This window comes from Psychrobacter sp. JCM 18902, assembly GCF_904846615.1.
Taxonomy (GTDB): Bacteria; Pseudomonadota; Gammaproteobacteria; order Pseudomonadales; family Moraxellaceae; genus Psychrobacter.
Genome location: NZ_CAJHBK010000001.1, coordinates 546,752 through 568,639, shown reverse-complemented (window position 1 = coordinate 568,639; position 21,888 = coordinate 546,752). Strand labels below are relative to the sequence as shown.

Sequence of the window (21,888 nt, the reverse complement as noted above, 5' to 3'; positions counted from 1 at the left end):
GTTCTTCAATATAAGCTATTTTTTATTAATTTTTTCACTGACTTGCTGCCACACCAAATCTGGCAGCGTACCCAATACCTTTAGCGGTAAAGTGAGCTTTTTGGGAAATTCGATCACATCGTGACCACTCGCGATACCAACACGAATAGCTTGGCTTGCCTGCGCTGTTGTTTGGATAAAGGGCATGGGAAAATCGTTTTGCTTAGTCATTGGCGTCTCGACAAAACCAGGCACGACCAAACTTACCGACACATCATGCGGTGCAAGGCTAATTTGCAAAGTTTTCATTAGGTAATGGATGGCAGCCTTTGAGCTGCCATAAGCTTCGGCACGAGCAAACGGCACATAAGCAGATGCTGAACCAATGCCAACCAGACGACCTTTTGAGGCGATTAGCTTTGGCAATATCCCTTCGATAGCATGTGACAACGTACCCATATTTACCGACATCACTTTCATAAACGAGGCGCTATCGAAGTTTGGCATGTCCAAATATTCACACATGCCAGCGCCACAAATCGCCAAATCAACCTCTTCAATTTTTTCAAAAGCGTCGATAACTTTATCCCGATCCATGAGATCTAAGTCAACCGTTTCTGCGCCTAATGACTCAAGCTCAGCCAATGCGCTATCGTCTCGACCAACGGCATAGACATGATGACCTTCTAGTAGATAGTCTTTTGCCAATTGATTGCCAATACCAGACGTCGCGCCAGTAATAATTATATGTAATTTCTTAGTAGAGTCAGTCATCGTAAACGTCCTTTTATTTGTGCTGATAGTACAAAACTTACCATGTATTCAGGTGTCAAACACTTGCGTATCATCTTTAGTCAGCTGATGGCATTAACCCTTTTTCATTAAGGTATCATCCATTTTATTTATTAAATCTAAACAATCATAGCGCAAGGCTATCGATTTATTGTTGTGGTTTCGCAATCAATGCGTCTCTTAATTGACTGAACCTGTCTACTCTCACGCACTGGAAAAATTGCTCTTAGGTCTGTCGTTTTATGTTACTAGCCTTATAAGACAGCCTAATTACGGCATGCTACAATACTAAAAATCAAAAATATATTTGAATTAAAGGGCTGATTAGTCAACGTATTTATCATGAAAATATCCAACCTGTTAAAAACGCTTGTCTTTATTAACGGTTATTTGTTTTCAAAAATCAACTTCCGTTGCGACAGTTTTTGAAACTGCCTGATATCATGTCCTCCTGATATCGTGTCCTAATGACATCTCAAACGTTATACAATTAATGATAGTGCTTCACCAATCCCACTCCACTATAAAAAGGATCTCTCATGAGCGAATTGCAACTCTCTGACCGCGTCAACAACATCAAACCATCGCCTACGCTAGCGATTACCAATAAAGCCAAAGAGCTAAAAGCAGCTGGTAAAGACATTATCGGTCTGGGTGCGGGTGAACCTGATTTTGATACGCCAGAGCACATCAAAAAAGCAGCCATCGATGCCATTAATGACGGTTTTACCAAATACACCGCTGTCGATGGTACGCCAGAGCTCAAAAAAGCCATTATTGAGAAGTTCAAACGTGACAACAACATCAGCTATGAGCCCAATGAAATCCTAGTATCGGTCGGTGGTAAACAATCATTTTTTAACCTTGCGCAAGCCTTTATCAATCCAGGTGATGAAGTCATCATTCCGGCACCTTACTGGGTCAGCTATCCTGACATGGTCATCATTGCAGAAGGTGTGCCAGTCATCGTCAAATGCCCTGCTGAGCAAGATTTCAAAATCACCGCTGAGCAGTTAGAAGACGCCATCACTGACAAAACTAAAATGCTGGTACTAAACAGCCCCTCTAACCCAACCGGTATGATTTACACGTTGGATGAGCTAAAAGCCATCGCTGACGTGCTGAAAAAGCACCCACAAATTTATGTCGTTTCAGATGACATGTATGAGCACATCCGCTGGACGGGCGATAAGTTCTACAATATTTTGAATGCAGCACCTGAGCTAAAAGAGCGGGCGATTATTTTAAATGGCGTGTCAAAAGCATATGCGATGACTGGCTGGCGTATTGGTTATGCTGGTGGCCCTGCCAAGCTGATTGGGGCAATGAAAAAAGTACAATCACAGTCAACCTCATGCCCAACATCGATCAGCCAAGTTGCTGCTGAAGCTGCTATCAGTGGTGATCAAAGCGTGCTCACCCCGATGGTAGAAGCCTTTGAAAAGCGTTGTGATCTAGTCGTTGATGGTTTGAACGCGATTAAAGGTATCACCTGCCTGCGTCCTGATGGCGCTTTCTACGTATATCCTGATATCAAACCACTCATCAAAGCCGCTGGTCTGTCATCATGTACTGAATTTTCAGCATGGTTGTTAGAGAAGGTTGGCGTTGCAGTGGTGCCTGGTGACGCCTTTGGTCTTGGTGGCTATATGCGCATCTCTTACGCGACTGATGAAGCAACGCTAAAAGATGCGTTATCACGTATCGAAAAAGCGGTTGCTGATCTAGACGTTGCTGAATAAAGACTAAACAGCCACTGTCTTAAAACTACTACGCTTAAGTATGTGCTTATAAACGAAGACGCCACCTATCCTCTATGTGGCGTCTTTTTATTCATCTCACAATTGGGAGTTTTTTTGGCAAAAAACCTCGAAAAACGCCTTATCCCCTTATTAAAATAATTATCTTTGATAATTATGCAAAAAAGGCTTGACGTATTTTTTATTTTTGCTAGAATACGCCCCACTTAGCAAGAACTCGTTAGAGACTTCTAAGGCTCGTTGTAAGGTTTTAAACACTTGCAGCTTATTCTCCAATAGCTCAGTTGGTAGAGCAACGGACTGTTAATCCGTGTGTCCCTGGTTCGAGCCCAGGTTGGAGAGCCACATTTTAGTTGTAAATTTCTTGAATTATCTTTAATTCAATTATGGCATTTGCCAAAACCCTCATCTCTTTGATGAGGGTTTTTTTATAGCTGCTATTTTTATTGGCATGAAGAAATTTATATAAAACTCAGTAGAAAAATAAGTAGCCAACGATATAACAATCGGGGCTGTCCTAACGGTTTCTATTTCAGCACAACATATGCAGCTGAAATAAAAACTGTTAAAAAAGTTAGCATTTAAAGTAAGGAAAATAATTAAGGTAGGAAAATTGAGATATGAGCTTGCTCTTTGTTTTCTTGAATCACATTGTCGTATGCTGACAGCTGCTCATTAGAGAAACTATTGGTAAACTGCCACATGGTCGCAAATATCGCGGTCAACAACACTGCCATGACCGTAAGTATGACCCATAGTGGCGTTTCGCTCGTGAGCGTGTGTTTGATTTGGTCGGGTATCGCCCAAAAAGGCGAAAACTCGTTCTTATTACCCCGTAGATGCTCAATTTCATCCCCTAAGCGTGAGATAAGATAACGAATTTTCTCGGGTGCTTCTAAACGATACTTCCCTTGAAAGCCAAGTAGCATCGCATAGTGATAGACCTCCAGAGCAGGCAGACGCCTCTCTCCTTGCTCGCGTAGCCCATCTAAACGCTCAAAGAACTCATTACCAGCAATTTGTGAGCCAAATAAATCCAACTGCAAAGGATTTAGCTCCCAAGCATCTTTGAGAGTTTGAAACTCGGGCTCTTGCGAGGTCATGATGGTCTCATCAATCAACGCACAATACGCATACTTAGCTTCATGGATATCTTCTGAAAGAAATCCTTTTTTGCGCGCATTCATCTCGAACTTGTCTAAAAAATCATATATTTTTTGACGAAACTGTCGCGGCTCAGTGCTGAAATAATGATTACGCAATAAAAACACCAAGTAAAAGCCGTCATACATGATGTCTACCAGCGACTGACTGCTGATACGCTTATCTAGACCAGTTGCTGAGACCTTTGAAGCCACTTCGCCTGAATCTAACAACGAAGGTGCAGAACCCATTGAATTATTCCCTGACATGATTATTCCTAATGCTTATTATTTCAAATACTATTGAGGGCGTGTCCTCAAAATGAGGGCGCGCCATATAGTGCATACTCATCTTGCAACCTCAGCACCTCTAGAGACAAAAAGAACTACTGTACGATAGCCATCAGCTCTATTTTTAAATCATCAAAGCCATTGGGCACATAAATACAGATAGATTCAGATTTGAGCATTTCGTCATATAGCTCGCCTACTGGTTCGATGGTGAAATAGCTAAAGCCTGGTCTAACTGGTATCGCACTGGGTACTTGGCTGACATGTGAAATAGAAGAGCCTGGCAGCGCTGACAACACACGTTTCTCTACTGAGTCAGGCGTCGCAATTTTAAATCGGCGTGGTACGATGTCGATGAGCTCGTGCATCGGCAATGATGAGCTAACAGACAAATACAGCTGTGAGCCACGTGTGATCTTGTCACTACTTAGCTCGCCTGTATAATAAGATGGCTTATTCTGACGTAATGGAATCGAGATAAAGTTACTGGCAATGACGGTATTGAGTAGCTCACGAATGATTAAAATGATACTAACAAATGAGTCATTGGCATTATCGTGATGATAAGAAGGTAAGTCGCCCACCTTATATAATGAGCTAAAAGTAGCCAATTGGCTGGCGACATTTAATAATGCTTCGTAAAGGCGTTCTGGATGTAGTTTGGCATTATTATATAAATGACTGAGCTGAGAGTATGCGGTATTTAGCGTATGCAATAGCCAAAAAGAGGCAATATCTGAGGAGCGAAACTCCAGTAAATCATTGTTAGACTGACGATGATGGTCATACAGTGACGTAGACTTGGTATTAATCATCGTCATCAAACGATATACGTGACCAATAAGCGCAGGGTTACTCGTAATATGCACACTTGGGACGATATAATCATCATCGACTTGATAGACGCCTTGAGTGGTACGCACGAGCTTGGCTACCAATAAGGACACGGTATCTTGGCTAGGCGCTTGCGCAGAATGGCTTAATTGTAAACTTGGCGACAGCTTAATCACATCAATGACTGCTTCAGCCGCTTGGCTATATAGATCTTGTGCCTCAATAGCGCCCCTTACATAGCGTGTTGGGTTGTCACTATGATCCGTCTGTATATTGCTGCCGCCACTATGGACAATCTCTAAACTCAAAAACACGAAAACTTCATCGCCATTGTCTTGGGTATCTAAGGTAATGGCTTTCGGTAAGGTGTCGGTACGAGGCGCATGATATATCGTGCCATCTGGCAATACCGCATAAATACTTTGAAAGCTTAGTAAATTGCTTTCCAAAAGTTGCTTATCAATCTGAACATCAGATACGCCATAAGCATAAGGATGCACCAGCATCATACTCAAAGCTCGTTGCGAGTCATGATAAGTGTCTTGAATCTGAAAATGTTGGGGTCGCAAAAACAACCCTTCTCCCCATAATACCCTGTGTTTACTCAAGACAATCTCCTAAGAACAGCTGACTAGTGGCTGCTGATAATATTTAAGTTTGGTGGTAAATGTAGGTGCCAGCGCTGGGTCAACACCCTCAGTAATGCTGACATCGCATCCACCAATATTGATCGCCAGTGGCGTATCAAAATTGAGACTGGCAAGTGGGATAAGAAACTGTGAGCGCTTTTTGGTATATCTCAGCCCCACTTTAATAGCGATAAAGCGCGCGTCTTGTGGAATGTTCACGGTCAGACTGCTCTCACGATTTGGGATAATACTGATCTCTTTGGCAGCCAGCGCTTCAATATCCGTAAACTGATTCTCCTCCTCCAAAAATGCGATATAGGCAGTACTTGCCGTGCCTACTTTGGTACGCGCTGCATTGGCAGTGGCAGTGGGTTTGATATTTAGGGTAATCTGCTGACGCTTTAATTTTTCTTGCAATGCTTGCTGCTCAGCACTCATGGTCGCCAGCTGCTGTTGCTGCAGCTCTAACTGTGCTTTTAAACTTTGCAAATCAGCACTATTTTTGCCATTATCAACGATATGGCTCATGGCATCTATAGTAGGAGGCTCTCCTGCCAATGCCGATACCTTGTCATTTGACTTGCTCAATTTATCAGTGCTGCATCCGGCGATCGCACCACTTAGCAAGCAAGTGGCGGCGATTAATGATACTGGCAATGTCATACATTTATTCATACTTTCAGTTTACCTTAGCTTTTTATTATCATTATTGACTGGTCAAAATCTCAGCCATTTCTGGGCGACCGAGCACGCCTTTTTTGCGCAGCTCGACATGCCCAAGATCCATCATACGCCAATCACCACCCCACACAAGTCCGGCAGATTTGGCTACTTTACCATATAATTTATAGCCCCGCATTGCCCAAGGATCCTTTTCGCTTATGACAATTTTACCATTTCTGATAAAGGCGCTATCGCCCGCCAAACCAAACTGATGATAGCTCTTGTATGATCCTGCCTTCGTTACATGAGTGCCTTTTTTCAATAGTCTTGCTTGCCTTGCAGGGCTACGATAGCCTTCTAACAACACCATGTCATAGCCATATTGGTCACTCATTACTTTATACACAGTCAACAGCCGTTGAACAAAATCTGAGTTCATTTTTTGCCAATTACGGTCAGCATTTTTGATATTGATATGACCATTGTTTAGATGTGTAGCCAACATATCACCTGAATAGCCAGTGCTATGATCTTGCGTGTTTAAGTCAGACAAATCAGGCTCAGGGAGCATGAGCGGTCTATCAATCTGAGGTATATTTGTCTGATTATTTGGCCAATACCCTTCCTCTGTCTTGTCAGCTTGGTAGCTTGCAACCTCGGCTTCTAGTTCAGCAAACAGCTCCTCTGGCGGAGGCGACGGCGGACGCAGACGCTCTCCTATGAGTAGTTGACTGATTTGCAGATTTGTCGTGCTAGCCACGGTATCGTTGGCATGATAAACCTCCAGAGAATGATTGGTAATCAGGGCATAACACAATCCAACCGTTGCCATGACAATCAAAAAAGACAATGCCGATATCACTGGAATACGAGAAACATCTATATCTGAAATAAAACGAATAAACTGCTTGATACGATAATGAAATGCCTTTTTTGGTGTCTTTATCGATGGACGCTTGAATTTTAGGCTAAGCAATCGATGAAAAAACACCATTACCTTATCTAATAGTCGTCCACATAGCTGCCGATCAAAAAGCATGACCATCATGAGGATAGAGAGCAATGTAAAGGCCGATACAGTCAAGTAAATCATAGGCAAGAGTCAGCGACAGTTGAGACGATAAAAACAAAATAATAATAAACAGGCGTTGATAATTATGATTTCGTCAGTATTATATAGACAAATCATCTCCTTTTAAAACAAAGCTAACTTAATTACACTAATTTTTATTTATTCCTATCCATTAGCTTATTTATAGACAGCTTAAAAATACCATTTCATTATAAAAATTTACTTAATAATTCCTAAAACCCTCACTGGTTATCGAATTTATAGTTTAACAACATTTTCAAAGTGATTCCTATCATTACAACCGAATCACAAAAAAGACAAATAAAGTTAACTAATATAGTAAAAACAAGCTTGTAGATATCATAAAATTTGGATCGAAAAGCTTGTCTACATGGTAATAATCATAATAAAACCCAACAAATAGGGAGTTTAAATAAGTGGGCGCAAAAAAAATACTGTCATACGGCCGATCTGTTTTAGTCATGCTTTTGGTGTTGTATCTCATTTTGGTCTGGATGTACTTTAAAGACAATGCGCGACAGCTGACCTCATCTGGCTTATTACTATGGTTTGTTACCATCCCTATATTGTTTCTTGGCTCTATCATGGCGCTCTCATGGTGGCAAAAAAAACTGGATAAGCAAACAACCGATTCACCAAAGATACTTGATGGAACAACAGATAAAACAGACACTATTAAGCCGCCCAATACTTATCAGTTATTCATCTATAGCCGTGTCTGCCTACCAGAAGGAGACTGTTGGTCTGAGGTGGTGGACAATGATGCAGACCTAATCGTATTGAGCGAGGATTTGACAGATATTGATGGTATGCCAATGTTGGTCAAACCGATTGCAAGACTCCCTGATGCCGCCGCCCTACCATATCCTAGTCTGTCTGATGCCTATTCAGCAGATTCAGAGTTTGACGACAGCTATTCAGACCGTTATTTAGATTCGAACAGTAATTTAGACAATGATTTAGACCTTAGTTTAGACAGCCATATCGATGATGAGAGATTTACTGAACGTAAAGCTGCGTTAAATGATACTACCTTACGTTTACAGGCATTAATTTATGAGCAGCTAGTCTTGAGCGAGGAGATGCTGTCTAGCCTTGCCGAACACTTTTATCAACATCACCAACAAGATACGACTCAGTCCAACGCAGCCATTCATATTCATCCCGAATGGCAGCAACATTATTTGGTGAGTGCCAACGAAGTAAGTAGTGAAAATAACAGCCGTAAAGAGAACAGTGATGACAAAATGACAGCAGCCTCTGCTGGTCATTTAACCAATCTTCCTATCTATTTATGCTTACCTGCCAGCGCCGATTCAGCATTTTTGATCGCGACCATAAAAGAACAGTTAGCAACTTACAGTATTCTTGATACACGGCTTGCTATTACGACCATCATAACTGACAGCACTGATGTCTCAAACACCGTAGCAGATAATAGCGCTAACAATACCCTAATTGCCACACCTGCAGAATTCATCAATAGACATCTGCTGCCTTTATCTAAATCAACTGCGCCGGATCTTTGCTTAATTCTCATTGCAGATTCACAGATAAGTGAAGAATGGTTAGACACTCATTTGTATGCTGAGCAAATGACCAATGTCATTCCAACTGAGGCGGGTGCGCTGTTGCTATTCTCGAATCAAGCGGCTCAAGAGCTACTCAATATTGACGCCAGTACCCGTATTTTATTAACGGAGATAGGTACAGCTCATCGCACTGAGCTTTTGAGTGATAAACGTCGCTATTTGAATCATTTAACGACTATCAAAAACCTATTAATAAACAATATGCTTTCACTGTCGCCGACCGATACGACCACGCTAAAAACCACTGATAAACAGACAGTAAATCCCGCAAAAAAATCGTCTGACATCAATAGCAAAGAAAAATACAAGACTAATGTTGCTATAACAGACGTGGCTATTACCGCTATGTCTGACATTAATCCATTAAAGCAGCCCTATGACTTATCAACGTATATGAGCTTTCTTGAAGCATTTATAGCACAAGGCGCTCTGGTAAACGAGCATCATTTAGGGCATTATATGCCATTGAATAATTGGTTGAAGCCATTCATCAGCTTATCGTTATTCATTGACTTAGCCAAAGAAGACCAACAAGAGTCAGACATATCGTTTTTAATTACTCAACATAAGCACTGCAATATGCTTTGGTTGCTAGACTCTTCTCAAACATCTGAGTCGTAGTTTTAATGGTGCTTTGTCGTGGTAAATACTCGTTTTATTATCTTAAGTTCACACTAGGTAGCACGCATGTTTTCAAGGTTTTTTCATCTTATCTATAACCCAAGAGTATTATTGGCGCTGGGGCTCATAGTCGCCCTAGTCTTACTTTATGATTATGTGACTATTAAAACCTTTGTCATAATCATTGGCGTCCTAATCACATGTACGGTGCTGGGGGCGCTTGGCTATTACCTGTGGAAAAAACGTAAGCTTGCCTCAGATGAGCTGGCAAACTTAGTGGAGGATAATGGCAACGAGAGCCAAGGTGACGATAGCCCTCATGTGGCCAAAGATGAAAACGCTCAAGAAGTGCAAGCGCTACGTCAGCAAATGCAAGATGCCATTAAAACCATTCGCAAATCAAAGATAGGCGATCAAACAGGCAAAGCGGCGTTATATGAGCTGCCATGGTATATGGTCATTGGTAATCCCGCGGCAGGCAAAAGCTCTGCAGTGCTACACTCTGGCTTAAAATTCCCCTTTATGGAGCAAGGTAACAAGCTATCCGTTAAAGGCGTCGGCGGTACACGTAACTGCGATTGGTTTTTTTCGACTGAAGGTATTTTGCTCGACACCGCAGGACGTTACTCCGTTTATGAAGAAGATCGCTCAGAATGGTTGTCATTTTTAAGCCTACTCAAAAAGAATCGACCTAAAGCACCGATCAATGGCATCATCATCGCGGTCAGTATCGCCGAACTCACCAAAAACGATCCAAACTATGCGTTGGATTTGGCCAAGAATCTGCGCAGCCGTGTGCAAGACTTAACGGAACAGTTAGAAGTTTATGCGCCTGTCTATGTGGTCTTTACTAAAATGGATTTGATTTCAGGCTTCCGTGACTTCTTTAATGACTATGAGCAAGAAGAGCGCAGCCAAGTATGGGGCGCGACCATTCCCTATCCTGAAGACCCAGAAAATATCAATATCACGGACGTATTCGAAGAGCATTTTGGTGTCTTGGTCAATGGTCTAAAAGACTTGAGCACCACTAAGCTATCCTTACGTCATCAGCGCACGGTATCTCCCAGTCTAATGACTTTCCCAATGGAATTTCAGTCATTACGTCCTATGATACGGACGCTGATGCATGCGTTGTTTGAGGACAACCCTTTCCAATTTAAGCCCATATTGCGTGGCTTTTACTTTACCAGCGCCTTGCAGGACGGGCAAGTTAGCAGCCAAATGACGTTGCAAATGGTACAAAATTACGATTTGCGCCCACCTGCGATACCGCTCAATGCGCAGCAAGAAGCCGCAGACAAGCCTTATTTTTTACAAGATCTATTTTCTAAGGTCATTTTAAAAGACAAGCATTTGGTCAAGCAGCATAAAAACCGACACAAGCGCAGTCATCGTGCGCTTGCGACGCTAGCTGCTGTCGTGACTTTGTGTGCGGCTGTCGGTCTGTGGACATGGTCTTATGCCAATAATAAACAGCTCACTGAGCGTGTCGTGGCTGACTTACAGCAAGTCGCAGCGCTACAAAAAAATTCTAACGGTGATTTACAATCGCAGCTTGAGTCGCTCAATATTCTACAAAGTCGAATCGAGCAGCTTGAAGGCTATGAAGACGACAAGCCGCTGTCTTTGAGATTTGGCCTCTATCAAGGCGATAAGCTTAAGCAGAAATTGCTAGCAGAATATTATAACGGCATCAGCATTATCGTCTTAGCGCCAACCAAACAAAATATCGAAACGTTTTTGACCGAAGTAAATACCAATGCCGATCAATTAGAAGTCCGTACAGAAGACTCAAGCACTGATGACACCTCTGATGCTGCCGTTAATGATGCTTATATCCAGTCGGACCCCACAGACGTTGAAGATGCTTATAACGCGCTCAAAGCTTATCTCATGCTTGGCAATCATGACAATTTAGAGGCCAGTCATTTGAGTGATCAGATGACCCGTTTTTGGCGCAACTGGCTCGAAGCCAATCGCGCTGACATGCCGCGTGACAAGATGATTCGCCAAGCTGAGCGTATCTTGAGTTTTACCTTGGCTCATGTCGACGATCCCGCCTTTCCATTGATCCAAAATGACTTAGGGCTGATAGACAAAACCCGTAGCAATTTATCCAAGGTTAGCAAAGGTCAACCTGCTCGTGAGCGGGTTTACTCTGAGATTAAAATGCGTGCATCTGCCCGCTTCCCATCAGTCACGGTTGCGCAGATTACGCAAAACAATGCTAATGAAGCACTGCTTGGTAGTTATGTCATTTCAGGCACTTTTACTAAAGAGGCATGGGATGCTTTCGTCAGTGATGAGATTGATAAAGCTGCCACCACAAGAGTGGTCGCCGATGATTGGGTGTTGGCCACCAGCAGCCAAGATGACCTTACCTTGACGGGCAGTCCTGAACAGATACGACAATATCTGGTCAATCGCTATAAGCAAGAATATATCAGTGAATGGAAACGTTTTTTATCTCAAGTGTATGTTCGGGATAGCACAGGCTTCGATGATCATGCGGTCTTATTAAATCAGCTGTCCAATGCCGCAGAGTCACCGTTAAAAACCCTGTTTGAGACAGTAGATCGCCAAACTCAATGGGACAATAAAGCGGCTAATCAAGCAGCTGGCAATGGTGGCGAATCTCGTCGCTCATTTGTCAATTGGTTTAAGCAAACCATCCTGCGTCAAAGCCCTGCTGAGCTGCGGCAAGCAGAAGCAGCGATGAATAATGGTGGTAGCTCTAATAACGCCGCGCCTGTAGCACAAGTAAGCTCAGGTGTGATTGCGCAAGAATTCTCCTCTATACATGCGCTAGTAACGCCAAGAGAAGAAAATCAGGATCTGTCATTATTAGACAGCTATTTAGTCAGCTTAGGCTATATCAGAACCCGTTTTAACAATATCGCTCGTAGTGACGACATCGGCCCTGATGCTTTGTTGTTTGCCTCACAAACCCTCAGCCCCGAAGGCTCAGAGTTAACCAAATCTCTACAGATATTAGATGAGCAGATCCTGAGTCAAGCCAACTCTGAAATAAAACAACTGGTTCGTCCGTTGTTGAGTGAGCCACTGACTCGTTCATTTAACATGCTGCTGACGCCCACTAAGGCTGAGATTAATAAAGTTTGGAAAGCGCAGGTCTATAAGCCTTTCCTCGATAATTTAGGCAGTAAGTATCCCTTTACCGCTAATGCAAACTTAGAAGCGACGCCTGCAGAGATCGGTCAATTCTTCGGCGAAGATGGCTATGTGGCGCGATTCGTCAACGAAACGTTATCGCCCTTTATCATTCGCCGCGGCGATCAAATCTCCAGTAAAATCTGGAATGGTGCAGGTCTGGGTCTTAACCCGCAGTTTGTCGCTGATTTTGGGCGTTACTTTACCAATTATACGGGTAGTAATAGCCCAGGTGCTGCTGGTGCCAATAATACTGGTAGCGCTGCCAATCAAACCACTTTTCAAATCATGCCATTACCCGTCAGCGGTTTGACTGAATATACCATTGTGGTCGATGGTCAGCAGTTGCGTTATCGCATGGGGACCCAAGCGTGGACAACGTTTGTATGGCCGAACCCAAGTAGCCAACCTGGTGCCAGTATTCGAGCCAAAGACTATGATGGCAGAGACTTTACTGTCTTTGAAGAAGCAGGTAGCTTTGGGGTAGAAAAGCTGATTAACAGTGCACGCCGTACTGAACTGGGCAATGATATCTTTGAGATGGCATGGTCTGGTGACGGCATCACTATCTCTGTACGCTTTAGAATCATCAGCGGCAGTGGTAGTAGTACCACTACCGGTCAAGGTCGCTCTACCAATCCCTTTACCGGCATGAAACTACCAGAGGAGATTATTGCCCTTGGTGTCACACGTACAGCAAGGCCAATTTCTGATGATAATGCTGTTGATGGCGATACTCCTAATGCGGGTTCTGGCACCAATCAGCCAGTACCGACTGGCGAGCAAAATACAAGCAATGTCACGCCGCCTGCCCGCGTATCTACTGTAGTCCCTAATACCAATAGTGAAAACAGTCCACCAGTACAGCCGCCTACTGATACCACGACGGCTACTGATGATCGTTCAGCCGTGACTGAACAGCAGGAGCAAACGCCATGACTCCAGACTCCTTGCCTTTAGTATATTTTGGAAAATTGCCTGCTCGCGGGGACTTTGTACGGGCGCGCGCTCATATCTCTGAGACCAATTCCATTGATGAATGGGTCAGCGAAGCGCTAGCCGTGTCGGAAAGTGTATTTAGCGGAATTCCGATAGACAATGTCAATAATCATAACTTTGCCTTTTTAAATTTCAGTCATATCGATACTAGAGCTAATGAGATTATCACCGGTGTTTTGATCCCTAGTCACGATAGTAGCTATAGAAATTACCCATTGATAGGTTTTGGCGTGCTTCATCTCGATAAACCGAAAAACTGGATGAACTATCTGCCCGTCAAGTCATCAGCGCTTTGGAATGACACTTATGAAGTTTTGAGTATGGCCAAATCCAAAACTGACAATAGCGATCTTATGGAGCACCTCAACCATAGCCAACTCAGCATCGATAACAATGCCAGTACTTACTACTATGATTTTATCAATACCACTACCTTGCATAATATAGCGATCTTAATGAACATCGATAAAGCGCAACTGATACAGCAAATCATTGCCACTGGCCTGTTATTTTTACCGACCTTTACTAAGGGTTTCCATGGCTTAAATAAAGCGATCTGCTGGTCACTTACCTCTGATAGAGAAAACTCGATACACATGGCCACTTTTTGGCACGATCTCATCAATGGTTTTTATCAGCCACACCAGCTCTACTTGAATACCTACTTATATCGTGTCGCTAATTGCTATCGCCTGCTCATGAGTTTTACTAAACCCGATGGACGTATACTCAAGCAAATATCAGAAAGTGAACACACCTATCCTGAAGATTGGGTGGTCATCGCTCATAGCGACTGGACTCAAGGCTATATCGATGAAGACATTGGATTGACACGGTTTAATAAAGTATTGTTACAAGACAATTTATATCTGTATGATACTAGGCAATTGTTTAAAAAAACTTTTTTAGCACAATAAATAATAGCTCACGATAACTGCCGATTCGTAACAGCTGATAGTAACCGCCATGCATCATACCCCTGCAATTAGTCACTGCTCAATAATAGACAGATTAAAAAGGTACTTGAATGAAAGTCCTCTCCAGAATGACAAAACCCAAGCTAACAAATCACACGAAAAACCTGCTATTAGCCGCCGCTATCACCCTTCCTATGAGCGCCGTTGTATTTGCAGAACATAACGACGCTCATGTGACAAATAACTCACAAAATGTGCCAGTGGTCATCAAAGGTGTGGTCGCTACCAGTTCAGACAAACAGCAATTGCTTGACAAGCTAAAAGCACAGTATCCTGATAAACCTGTCAGAGATGAAATCGAAGTACGTTCGAACATCAGTATACCGACCAACTGGCAACAGATAGCCACGACTATCATTGATAGCGACATCTCTAACATTCGTCAAGGGCGTATTGACATTCATGGTACGACCATTAGCTTACATGGCAAGGTAAGCAGCCTTGAACAAAAGCAAGCCATCCAAAATCGTATTCACTCGCGCCTAACTGATCTCTATCAATTAGAAAATCAGCTGGTCGTGGTAGAAGGTGAACAACGCCTCATAGACGAGACTTTAGGCAACCGTATCGTCGAGTTCGAGTCTGGTAGCACCAATCTAACGCCGATGGGCCTTGGTATCTTAGACGATATGGCAGGGGTGTTACAGCGGGTAGGTAATAAGCCTGTTCTTATCACCGGTCATACCGACAATGTCGGCAATTCTACTGCCAATCTTGCCCTATCAAATAAGCGTGCAGAAGCCGTCAAACAATACTTGATCGGTCGAAATATCAATGCGTCTCGCCTCAGTACTACTGGTAAAGGGGACTCAGACCCTATCGCTAGTAACGACAACGAAGAAGGTCGCACTCGCAATCGCCGTATCGAATTTACCCTTAATGAATAACATCGCTATGTAGAACGTATGACGATAACGGCAACTAAGCAATGACGGTTAAGTGCTGATAGCTGGTTTGATAATGCTGAAAAATATGCTGTCATTGCTACTAGAGATATCGATGCTACAAAAAACACCAATGCTAAAAGAGAGCCACCGCTAAAAAAATAGGGACATAACTATGCTACGCTTGACCAATACCGTGCTGCCTATGCACCCTGACCGGCTCTATGCCAGTGAAGGCAGCACTCAAGCGCCCTATCCGAGCGCTCGCCAAGACATCAATGCTCATCGTGCGTGGCAAGATAAGCTCATGCATAGCGCTGATGAAGCCGATATCATTGCTCAACTCAACCCCAATGGTAATTACCAATACCAGCAGCACGGTATCGACACTTATGTGCTGCATGTCTATATCCATGAGCGCCGTCACCCACCCTTTACACCATTAACTCCTCTCATCGGTAGCCCTCTGACCTTGAGCTTTGATATTCCAAGTGGCCTAAGCTTTCGTCATCTGTATATAACGGCTGTGCATCAACTAGATCATGAGGGCAGCTACGGTTACTATCGTCTGCTCGCCCAGCCCATCACTTATCGCCTGCATCAGCATATACGCAGTCATATTGATACTCATTTGACCGTACAAGCTATGGTAGCAGAGCGCACGGCTACGCTGGATATAGAAATAATCGATGACAGCAACAATGGTGAAGATGCTAACTGGTCACCAGCACGCATGACCCAGTGGCAAATAAGCGACTGGACACATATTTGCGAGCGGCTCGCGCGTCAAGGGCTGACCGCCTATCTGCGCCATAAGCAAACGGACGAGCATAGTCCACCAAAGCTCGTTATTACATCGCATAGTCCAAGTGATGGCGATGGAATTAGCTTAAATATTGGCGCGCTGCGTTACCAGCAAGTGTTACATGACCGTGTCCATGCACCAGTATTGGCATTAAGTGAGCAGGTCATCACCCAGCCAAACTCAGTAACGATGCAGCGTTTTAATAGCAGCAGTGTTGCACACCCAACGCAGTCCGCTGACGTTGCGATGAGCCGTAACCCTGATGACGTAAGCCATTCGAATAACCACACACTCACATTAGACACGCCTGCTGCTTTTGCGCCAGTAACCGATACTGAAACCATAGACGCAGCAACCATCGTGGCAAACAGTCATCAAAATCGATATAACATCTATCATGCTCTAGCCCATGCTACGGATTTGAGTGTTGCTGATACCTTTATGCTTGTCGATCACAGTACGCTCAATCAGCACTACCGTGCTACCCATATCGTGCATCTGGCTCGCAATAGTCTAGCGCATGTCACAGGGCTGACCCAAAGCTCACGCCACCAACAGCGTCATGCCTCCTCTTTAGAAGCTGGCATTCATTTAACTCAGCTGCGCCTTATTACCGCTGATACCCCATGGGTCGGATCGCTTTATAGTAGGCGATCTCTACCGCCGATGACAGGTATCACCGAAGCGCAAAGCGATATCGATAGCCGCAATCATATGACGCCCACGCGCAGCTATTTACTGGATAGTCCATCTCAGCCTATCAACCGATTGGAGGCACAAGCTGGCGCTAACTACGGCACCCACTTCACCCATAGAGCGGACGACCAAACCCTGATGCAGTCTATCGGTGATAGCGAACATCTGATTAATACTGGTAGTTTATTGTCATCGACTCGACCTAGCCTATTTGCCACGGATAACGAACAAGCAGTCGAAAGCGGTTATCGCAACACGGATAATGGTTTATCAGAATGGATTACTGATCATCGTACAGAACAAGCTTACTCGCAGCTAAAAGTAGACAGTGGTGGGATATCCGCCAGTCTAAAAATGGGGGTTATCAATCCGTCAGACACCGCCAAACGTCAAGGCATCAATGCGGCTACTAACGCTCAAATCAACATAAAGTCAGGTGAAGCCCTCGTCCTTTCCACTCAAGCACAAACCCACGCACAATTTGGACAGCATAACTATCAGCATCACACCCCGACTATGACCCAAACTGGTCTTGGAGGTCAGCACTTAACTGAGCGGTTAACGCAACTGGCAACAGGGCTTGGACGTCATGTCAATGACCACAAAGCGATTAAGACGCAACTTGAAACTATCGCAGAGGAACAGCAAACCAAAACCCATCAAACGATGCCCTACACACTAATCGATAGCGCAGCAGACAGTAGCTACGTCAGTGACGATACGCTGATTCATAGAAGCATGGGTGAGATGATTAGTACTACGCAGCAAGATATGATGATCAGTAGTGGGGAGAGTCATAGCCAAGTCAGTAGCGAGTCACTCAATATAGTAGCCGATGGTCAGTTTAGTATGACCAATGCGAAAGAGAATATCACCCTCTCAGCGCACACAGGTAAGCTTGAAGCCACGGCTAAGCAAGATGTGAATATTGCCTCCTCGACTAAAGAGGTTGAGATAGTGGCAACGAATAAAATTACACTGACCGCTGGTGGTGCAAGTATCACGCTTGATGGTACTGATATTACCATCAATGCAAAATCGTTTACGGAAAAAGCAGGGAAGCATAGTAAGGCTGGGGGTGGTGTAGATGGGTTGGGATTGGCAGGGTTGCCGAGTTTGATAGCTGGTGCGATGTTTAAAGCACAATTTAGGTTCGCTGATGATAATGATATTCCCTATGCCAACACATCATATATTGCTATTAATGAAAATACAAAAGAGACGTTTGAGGGTGTTACAGATACTGAGGGAAATACGGAAACTTTCTTTAGCTCTAACTCTGATGAGATTAAGGTTCATTTGAAATTAGATAACTATACTGCTCAGTTTAGGTTTGCTGACGATGATGATATTCCCTATAGTTTCGTTGATTATATTGCGCAGGCTGAAATAACGGGGGAAGTGTTTGAAGGTACTACTGATACTGATGGTTATACCGAGGTTATGAATACACCTATTGAACAAGAAATCAAAGTTCATTTGAAAATATAGTTTTAATAAGGAAGTAATTATGTCTGAAGAATATGATCCATTTGCTGTTCTCTATGGTCCTAATGCCACAAATACTAATGCTACTCGAAACTCTGTAACTGCAAATGCTAGGATTTCACGTGTTAAAAGAAAGTTGACACTGACTCTAGATGGAACTCCTAATGGTAACCATGCTTATACTTGGGACTATCCACATGGAAGTTTTGAAAACCACTATAAAACTCCGCTTTATACTCTAAGGATATCTAATGGTAAACATACTAGAGCGTTTCAAGTAATAAGGTTCGGTCCAAGATATGTAAGAAGTGAGGGTTACTCAGTTGCTGGACTAGCGGATCAACAAACACATTCTTTAACATGGTATCCAGAATATATGCTTCACAGTACAGACTCAGCAGAAAATGGTGCATGGATAGTCTATGGAAACTTCCTGATTCATGATGGGCCTAATACAAGTGATCCAAATAGAGCTGATAGCATGATAGGTACTGCGGGTTGTTTGGAAGTCTTTGGGCATGATGGGTTTTCTCGCTTTAATAAAGCCCTACGCGAATTAGGTGGTGTCACATCAAATAAAGATGTTGATGCAAAAATAATATACCTGAAAGCAGTACGTCCCATAATCAGAGGAAGGACATTAGTTCTTCCTTAGTATGCTTGGTCATAAAAATAATGGTGCATTACAAAATCAAGAGGTTTCATATGAAAAAGTTTATTCTGTTCCTATTTTTTGTACCTTTAGGGTGTTCAATAGAAAGCAGTGCTATTGAAGACGTGCCTAATATCGCAAAAAGCGAAACTACTTTTATTGAATCTAGTATTGAAAACAATTGTACTGGTGAACCTTTACTATCAATGTATGAAGAATTTGTCAAACTGGGTATTAAAGAATCAAATTTATTAACTAGCAAAGCTAATATAACTTTTACTAAAAGCAATACACCTAAATCAAGGATAGAGAAAAACCTAACTTCAGAGTTTGGATCTGATTTTTTAAAAGATGCCTGCGCAATAGATGGAACAGTTATTAGTATCAAAGATTTAAGAGAGGGTTATCTTGGTGCTTATCAAGTTACCTACAACTCAGAGGAAAGCGCACTTTTAGCTACTGATATTATAAGGAATACAAACTCAACACAACTCAAGGTTTTTAAAGTTGCCACTGTCTTCAATTGGAGATTAATCAAGAACACTATTCTCATCAACTACAACAGCCCAGCTACGACTGTATACTACGAACACAATGTGAATGAGTTATCTAAATAGTTGGTTATGGTGATTTTGTAGTGGTCAACTAATTTTAGACACCTACTAAAAGGTTTTTATTAAAGTGAACCGCCCCGAGTATATCGGAGAGTGATTTACTTGAGTTAGGCAGCGATGCCTGACAGGATAAAATTATCATAATACCGCTTTTCAAATTCTAAAGGTGGCATATAACCAATCGTGCTATGCAATCGTGTTTTATTGAACCAGTCCACCCATTCAAGGGTTGACAGTTCAACATCATTTACACCGTTCCAGTTCTCTTTTAAATACTAGATTACTTCAGTCTTATAGAGGCTATTGACCTTTTCAGCTAGTGCATTGTCGTATGAGTCACCTGTGGTGCCGACCGAAGCAATCACACCGCAGTCAGCCATCTTCTCAGTGTAGCGAATGGATAAATACTGAACGCCTCGATCACTGTGATGAATGACATCTTTGGGATTTTTTTGTCTGCTATTGCTTGGTTCAATGCCGCCATTACCATATCGGTGTTCATGCGATTAGAGACTTTCCAGCCCACAATAGCGCGAGCAAACACATCAATAATAAAAGCAGTATACACCCAACCATTCATTGTCTTGATATAAGTGAAGTCCGCCACCCAGAGCTGGTTAGGACGATAGGCATTAAAGTTACGATCGACTAAGTCATCAGCGCGCTTCTGGTTATCACAGCTGTTGGTGGTAATCTTGCTTTTGCCACGCCAGACACCTTGTAAGCCATGCTGGCTCATTAAACGCTCTACGGTGCAACGAGCAATCTTTAACCCGTCAGATTTCATCTGCTGCCAGACTTTACGTGCGCCGTAACGGCATTTGCTGTCCTGCCAAATACGTTTAATCTCGCTGAGATAATAGTCGTCATGCTGTCTGCGCAGTGAACGCTTTTCAGGATTATTAGCTAAATATTTTTTACGATGATAGGTTAACGGGGCAATCGGTAGTATTCGACAGATAAGCTCGACCCCATAACTACCTCTATAGTCATCAATAAACTGAACCATTATCTGAGTGGGCGGTCGAGCTCCGCCTGGGCGAAAAAAGCAGCAGCCTTACGTATAGTCTCATTGGCCTGTCTGAGCTCTCTGCATTCACGTTCCAGCTCTTTGATACGCTGCTCTTGGCTTTGAGCTTGTACTGATGCTGGAATGGTTTGGTCTATGAGCTTCTTATGTCATGATCGCAGGGTTTCAGGTGTACAGCCAATCTTAGGTGCAATGGCTTGAATAGCTGACCATGTGGAGGGGTAATTGTCAGACGCTTCAATTAGCATGCGAACGGCGCGTTCTTTCATCTCAGGGGTGTAGGTTTGTTTTTCCATTGTCGTATTCTCTCAGAATATTAAGTCTCCGACAATCCCGGGGCGGTTCAATGCGCCCATAGAAAGCTTCTGGGGCATATTAAAGAATGAGTTGGTGTATCACGAAGACTATAAAACAAGATTCGAAGCCATCAGTGATATCACTAAATATATCTAACTAGATTACAATCAGACTAGAATTCAAAAGGGTTTGGGCTATAAAACGCCAAAACAGATGTGGTTTGACTTTTATCGTCAGGCTGCGTAAATAAAATCTCCCAAGTCGATGTCTACAGATTTGACAGCATAGGTTAATGGTATGTTTGATGTTCAAAGTAACCGTAAATATATTAGGAGCAAAATACATAATGAATAGATACAGATTGGTTTAATACCTTATAATGATAATGAAGTATTCTTAATTAGTTTTAGTAATGACCAATACGAGGATGGCTATCCAAATCAGTCGCTTCATATATATTTCGTAAAGAAAAGTAGTGAGAAGAGTGCTTTATATCCTGTATTATCGTTTCCATTAGGAATTGTGAACTATGAATTTAAAGAAGATGATCTTATCAAGTTAGGTATTGACCCTAACGAATTTGCCAATATTGACTTTAACACACTTGGAGAAGAGAACATTCGTCTAGATGGTGTATGTATGATGAACTTCAATATTGCTACTGATTGGCACTTGACTCGTTCATATACTTGTCAGAATAGTAAGGTTGATAAAGAAACTATTGATAGTTTTAAAGAGCAATTCGGTTTTGATTATAAATTGATTAATACCGATATGGGGATGAACTATGAGCGTGTGGATTGAATGCGCCTTGTGGTAGAACTTCATAATTACTATAAAACCTGTTAACTATAAAAATAGACCAGCAAACATATT

General features: G+C 42.8%; 14 protein-coding genes, 1 tRNA gene, 2 pseudogenes and 1 other annotated feature. Of the genes and pseudogenes, 11 read left to right on the top strand and 6 right to left on the bottom strand.

What is annotated here, in order from left to right; all coding sequences use genetic code 11:
• Positions 1-15: 15 nt before the first annotated feature.
• Positions 16-753 carry an SDR family NAD(P)-dependent oxidoreductase gene (locus JMY05_RS02355; RefSeq protein ID WP_045445270.1) on the bottom strand — a complete coding sequence of 246 codons (738 nt, stop codon included), beginning with the start codon at positions 751-753 and terminating at the stop codon, positions 16-18.
• A 557-nt stretch (positions 754-1,310) separates the two neighbouring features.
• Between JMY05_RS02355 and JMY05_RS02350 the strand changes: the two genes are divergently transcribed.
• The gene (locus tag JMY05_RS02350; RefSeq protein ID WP_201614082.1) at positions 1,311-2,513 is read left to right on the top strand and encodes a pyridoxal phosphate-dependent aminotransferase; all 1,203 of its coding nucleotides are present in this window, start codon (positions 1,311-1,313) and stop codon (positions 2,511-2,513) included.
• Between the two features lie 287 nt (positions 2,514-2,800).
• Positions 2,801-2,876, top strand: a tRNA-Asn gene (locus JMY05_RS02345).
• Positions 2,877-3,130: 254 nt separating this feature from the next.
• Here JMY05_RS02345 and icmH read toward each other — a convergent pair.
• From icmH to JMY05_RS02325, 4 genes are all read right to left on the bottom strand, one after another.
• Positions 3,131-3,943 carry a type IVB secretion system protein IcmH/DotU gene (icmH, locus tag JMY05_RS02340; RefSeq protein WP_060491495.1) on the bottom strand — a complete coding sequence of 271 codons (813 nt, stop codon included), beginning with the start codon at positions 3,941-3,943 and terminating at the stop codon, positions 3,131-3,133.
• A gap of 116 nt (positions 3,944-4,059) precedes the next feature.
• Positions 4,060-5,406 carry a type VI secretion system baseplate subunit TssK gene (tssK, locus tag JMY05_RS02335; RefSeq protein WP_201614080.1) on the bottom strand — a complete coding sequence of 449 codons (1,347 nt, stop codon included), beginning with the start codon at positions 5,404-5,406 and terminating at the stop codon, positions 4,060-4,062.
• Positions 5,407-5,415: 9 nt separating this feature from the next.
• Positions 5,416-6,102 carry a hypothetical protein gene (locus tag JMY05_RS02330; RefSeq protein WP_045445264.1) on the bottom strand — a complete coding sequence of 229 codons (687 nt, stop codon included), beginning with the start codon at positions 6,100-6,102 and terminating at the stop codon, positions 5,416-5,418.
• Between the two features lie 31 nt (positions 6,103-6,133).
• A complete protein-coding gene (locus JMY05_RS02325) occupies positions 6,134-7,183 on the bottom strand; it encodes a M15 family metallopeptidase (RefSeq protein WP_227678080.1) in 1,050 nt (349 codons plus the stop codon).
• Positions 7,184-7,599: 416 nt separating this feature from the next.
• Here JMY05_RS02325 and JMY05_RS02320 point away from each other — a divergent pair, with 416 nt between their 5' ends.
• The 7 genes from JMY05_RS02320 (at position 7,600) to JMY05_RS02290 (ending at position 19,688) form a co-directional block, all read left to right on the top strand.
• The gene (locus JMY05_RS02320) at positions 7,600-9,396 is read left to right on the top strand and encodes a hypothetical protein (protein WP_045445261.1); all 1,797 of its coding nucleotides are present in this window, start codon (positions 7,600-7,602) and stop codon (positions 9,394-9,396) included.
• Between the two features lie 66 nt (positions 9,397-9,462).
• A complete protein-coding gene (gene tssM, locus JMY05_RS02315; protein WP_201614079.1) occupies positions 9,463-13,509 on the top strand; it encodes a type VI secretion system membrane subunit TssM in 4,047 nt (1,348 codons plus the stop codon).
• Positions 13,506-14,486: a type VI secretion system-associated protein TagF gene (gene tagF, locus JMY05_RS02310; RefSeq protein WP_045445258.1), complete on the top strand. Its 981-nt coding sequence runs from the start codon at positions 13,506-13,508 to the stop codon at positions 14,484-14,486. The genes tssM and tagF overlap by 4 nt, the downstream gene beginning before the upstream one ends.
• Before the next feature lie 110 nt (positions 14,487-14,596).
• Positions 14,597-15,433, top strand: coding sequence for an OmpA family protein (locus tag JMY05_RS02305; protein ID WP_201614078.1), 837 nt, complete (start codon positions 14,597-14,599; stop codon positions 15,431-15,433).
• A gap of 172 nt (positions 15,434-15,605) precedes the next feature.
• Positions 15,606-18,422, top strand: a complete 2,817-nt coding sequence (locus JMY05_RS02300) for a DUF2345 domain-containing protein (RefSeq protein WP_201614077.1) — start codon at positions 15,606-15,608, stop codon at positions 18,420-18,422.
• A 19-nt stretch (positions 18,423-18,441) separates the two neighbouring features.
• Entirely contained in the window at positions 18,442-19,074 is a 633-nt protein-coding gene (locus JMY05_RS02295) for a hypothetical protein (RefSeq protein WP_045445247.1), read from the top strand.
• Between the two features lie 50 nt (positions 19,075-19,124).
• Positions 19,125-19,688 carry a hypothetical protein gene (locus tag JMY05_RS02290; RefSeq protein WP_201614076.1) on the top strand — a complete coding sequence of 188 codons (564 nt, stop codon included), beginning with the start codon at positions 19,125-19,127 and terminating at the stop codon, positions 19,686-19,688.
• A gap of 104 nt (positions 19,689-19,792) precedes the next feature.
• On the opposite strand, the pseudogene JMY05_RS02285 reads toward JMY05_RS02290, so the two are convergent.
• Positions 19,793-21,011, bottom strand: a pseudogene (locus JMY05_RS02285) (IS3 family transposase).
• Positions 20,620-20,736 (bottom strand) — a sequence feature (AL1L pseudoknot). It overlaps the preceding pseudogene by 117 nt.
• 49 nt (positions 21,012-21,060) lie before the next feature.
• On the opposite strand from JMY05_RS02285, the pseudogene JMY05_RS02280 reads away from it, so the two are divergent.
• Both JMY05_RS02280 and JMY05_RS02275 read left to right on the top strand, forming a co-directional pair.
• A pseudogene (locus tag JMY05_RS02280) lies at positions 21,061-21,258 on the top strand (IS3 family transposase); the annotation flags it as partial.
• A 276-nt stretch (positions 21,259-21,534) separates the two neighbouring features.
• Entirely contained in the window at positions 21,535-21,816 is a 282-nt protein-coding gene (locus JMY05_RS02275; protein WP_045445135.1) for a hypothetical protein, read from the top strand.
• Positions 21,817-21,888: the final 72 nt, after the last annotated feature.

Coding starts and splice junctions, on each gene's coding strand:
- JMY05_RS02355 (WP_045445270.1), bottom strand. CDS start 753: ATGACTGACTCTACTAAGAAATTACATATAATTATTACTGGCGCGACG.
- JMY05_RS02350 (WP_201614082.1), top strand. CDS start 1,311: ATGAGCGAATTGCAACTCTCTGACCGCGTCAACAACATCAAACCATCG.
- icmH (WP_060491495.1), bottom strand. CDS start 3,943: ATGTCAGGGAATAATTCAATGGGTTCTGCACCTTCGTTGTTAGATTCA.
- JMY05_RS02330 (WP_045445264.1), bottom strand. CDS start 6,102: ATGAATAAATGTATGACATTGCCAGTATCATTAATCGCCGCCACTTGC.
- JMY05_RS02325 (WP_227678080.1), bottom strand. CDS start 7,183: ATGATTTACTTGACTGTATCGGCCTTTACATTGCTCTCTATCCTCATG.
- tssM (WP_201614079.1), top strand. CDS start 9,463: ATGTTTTCAAGGTTTTTTCATCTTATCTATAACCCAAGAGTATTATTG.
- tagF (WP_045445258.1), top strand. CDS start 13,506: ATGACTCCAGACTCCTTGCCTTTAGTATATTTTGGAAAATTGCCTGCT.
- JMY05_RS02305 (WP_201614078.1), top strand. CDS start 14,597: ATGAAAGTCCTCTCCAGAATGACAAAACCCAAGCTAACAAATCACACG.
- JMY05_RS02300 (WP_201614077.1), top strand. CDS start 15,606: ATGCTACGCTTGACCAATACCGTGCTGCCTATGCACCCTGACCGGCTC.
- JMY05_RS02295 (WP_045445247.1), top strand. CDS start 18,442: ATGTCTGAAGAATATGATCCATTTGCTGTTCTCTATGGTCCTAATGCC.
- JMY05_RS02290 (WP_201614076.1), top strand. CDS start 19,125: ATGAAAAAGTTTATTCTGTTCCTATTTTTTGTACCTTTAGGGTGTTCA.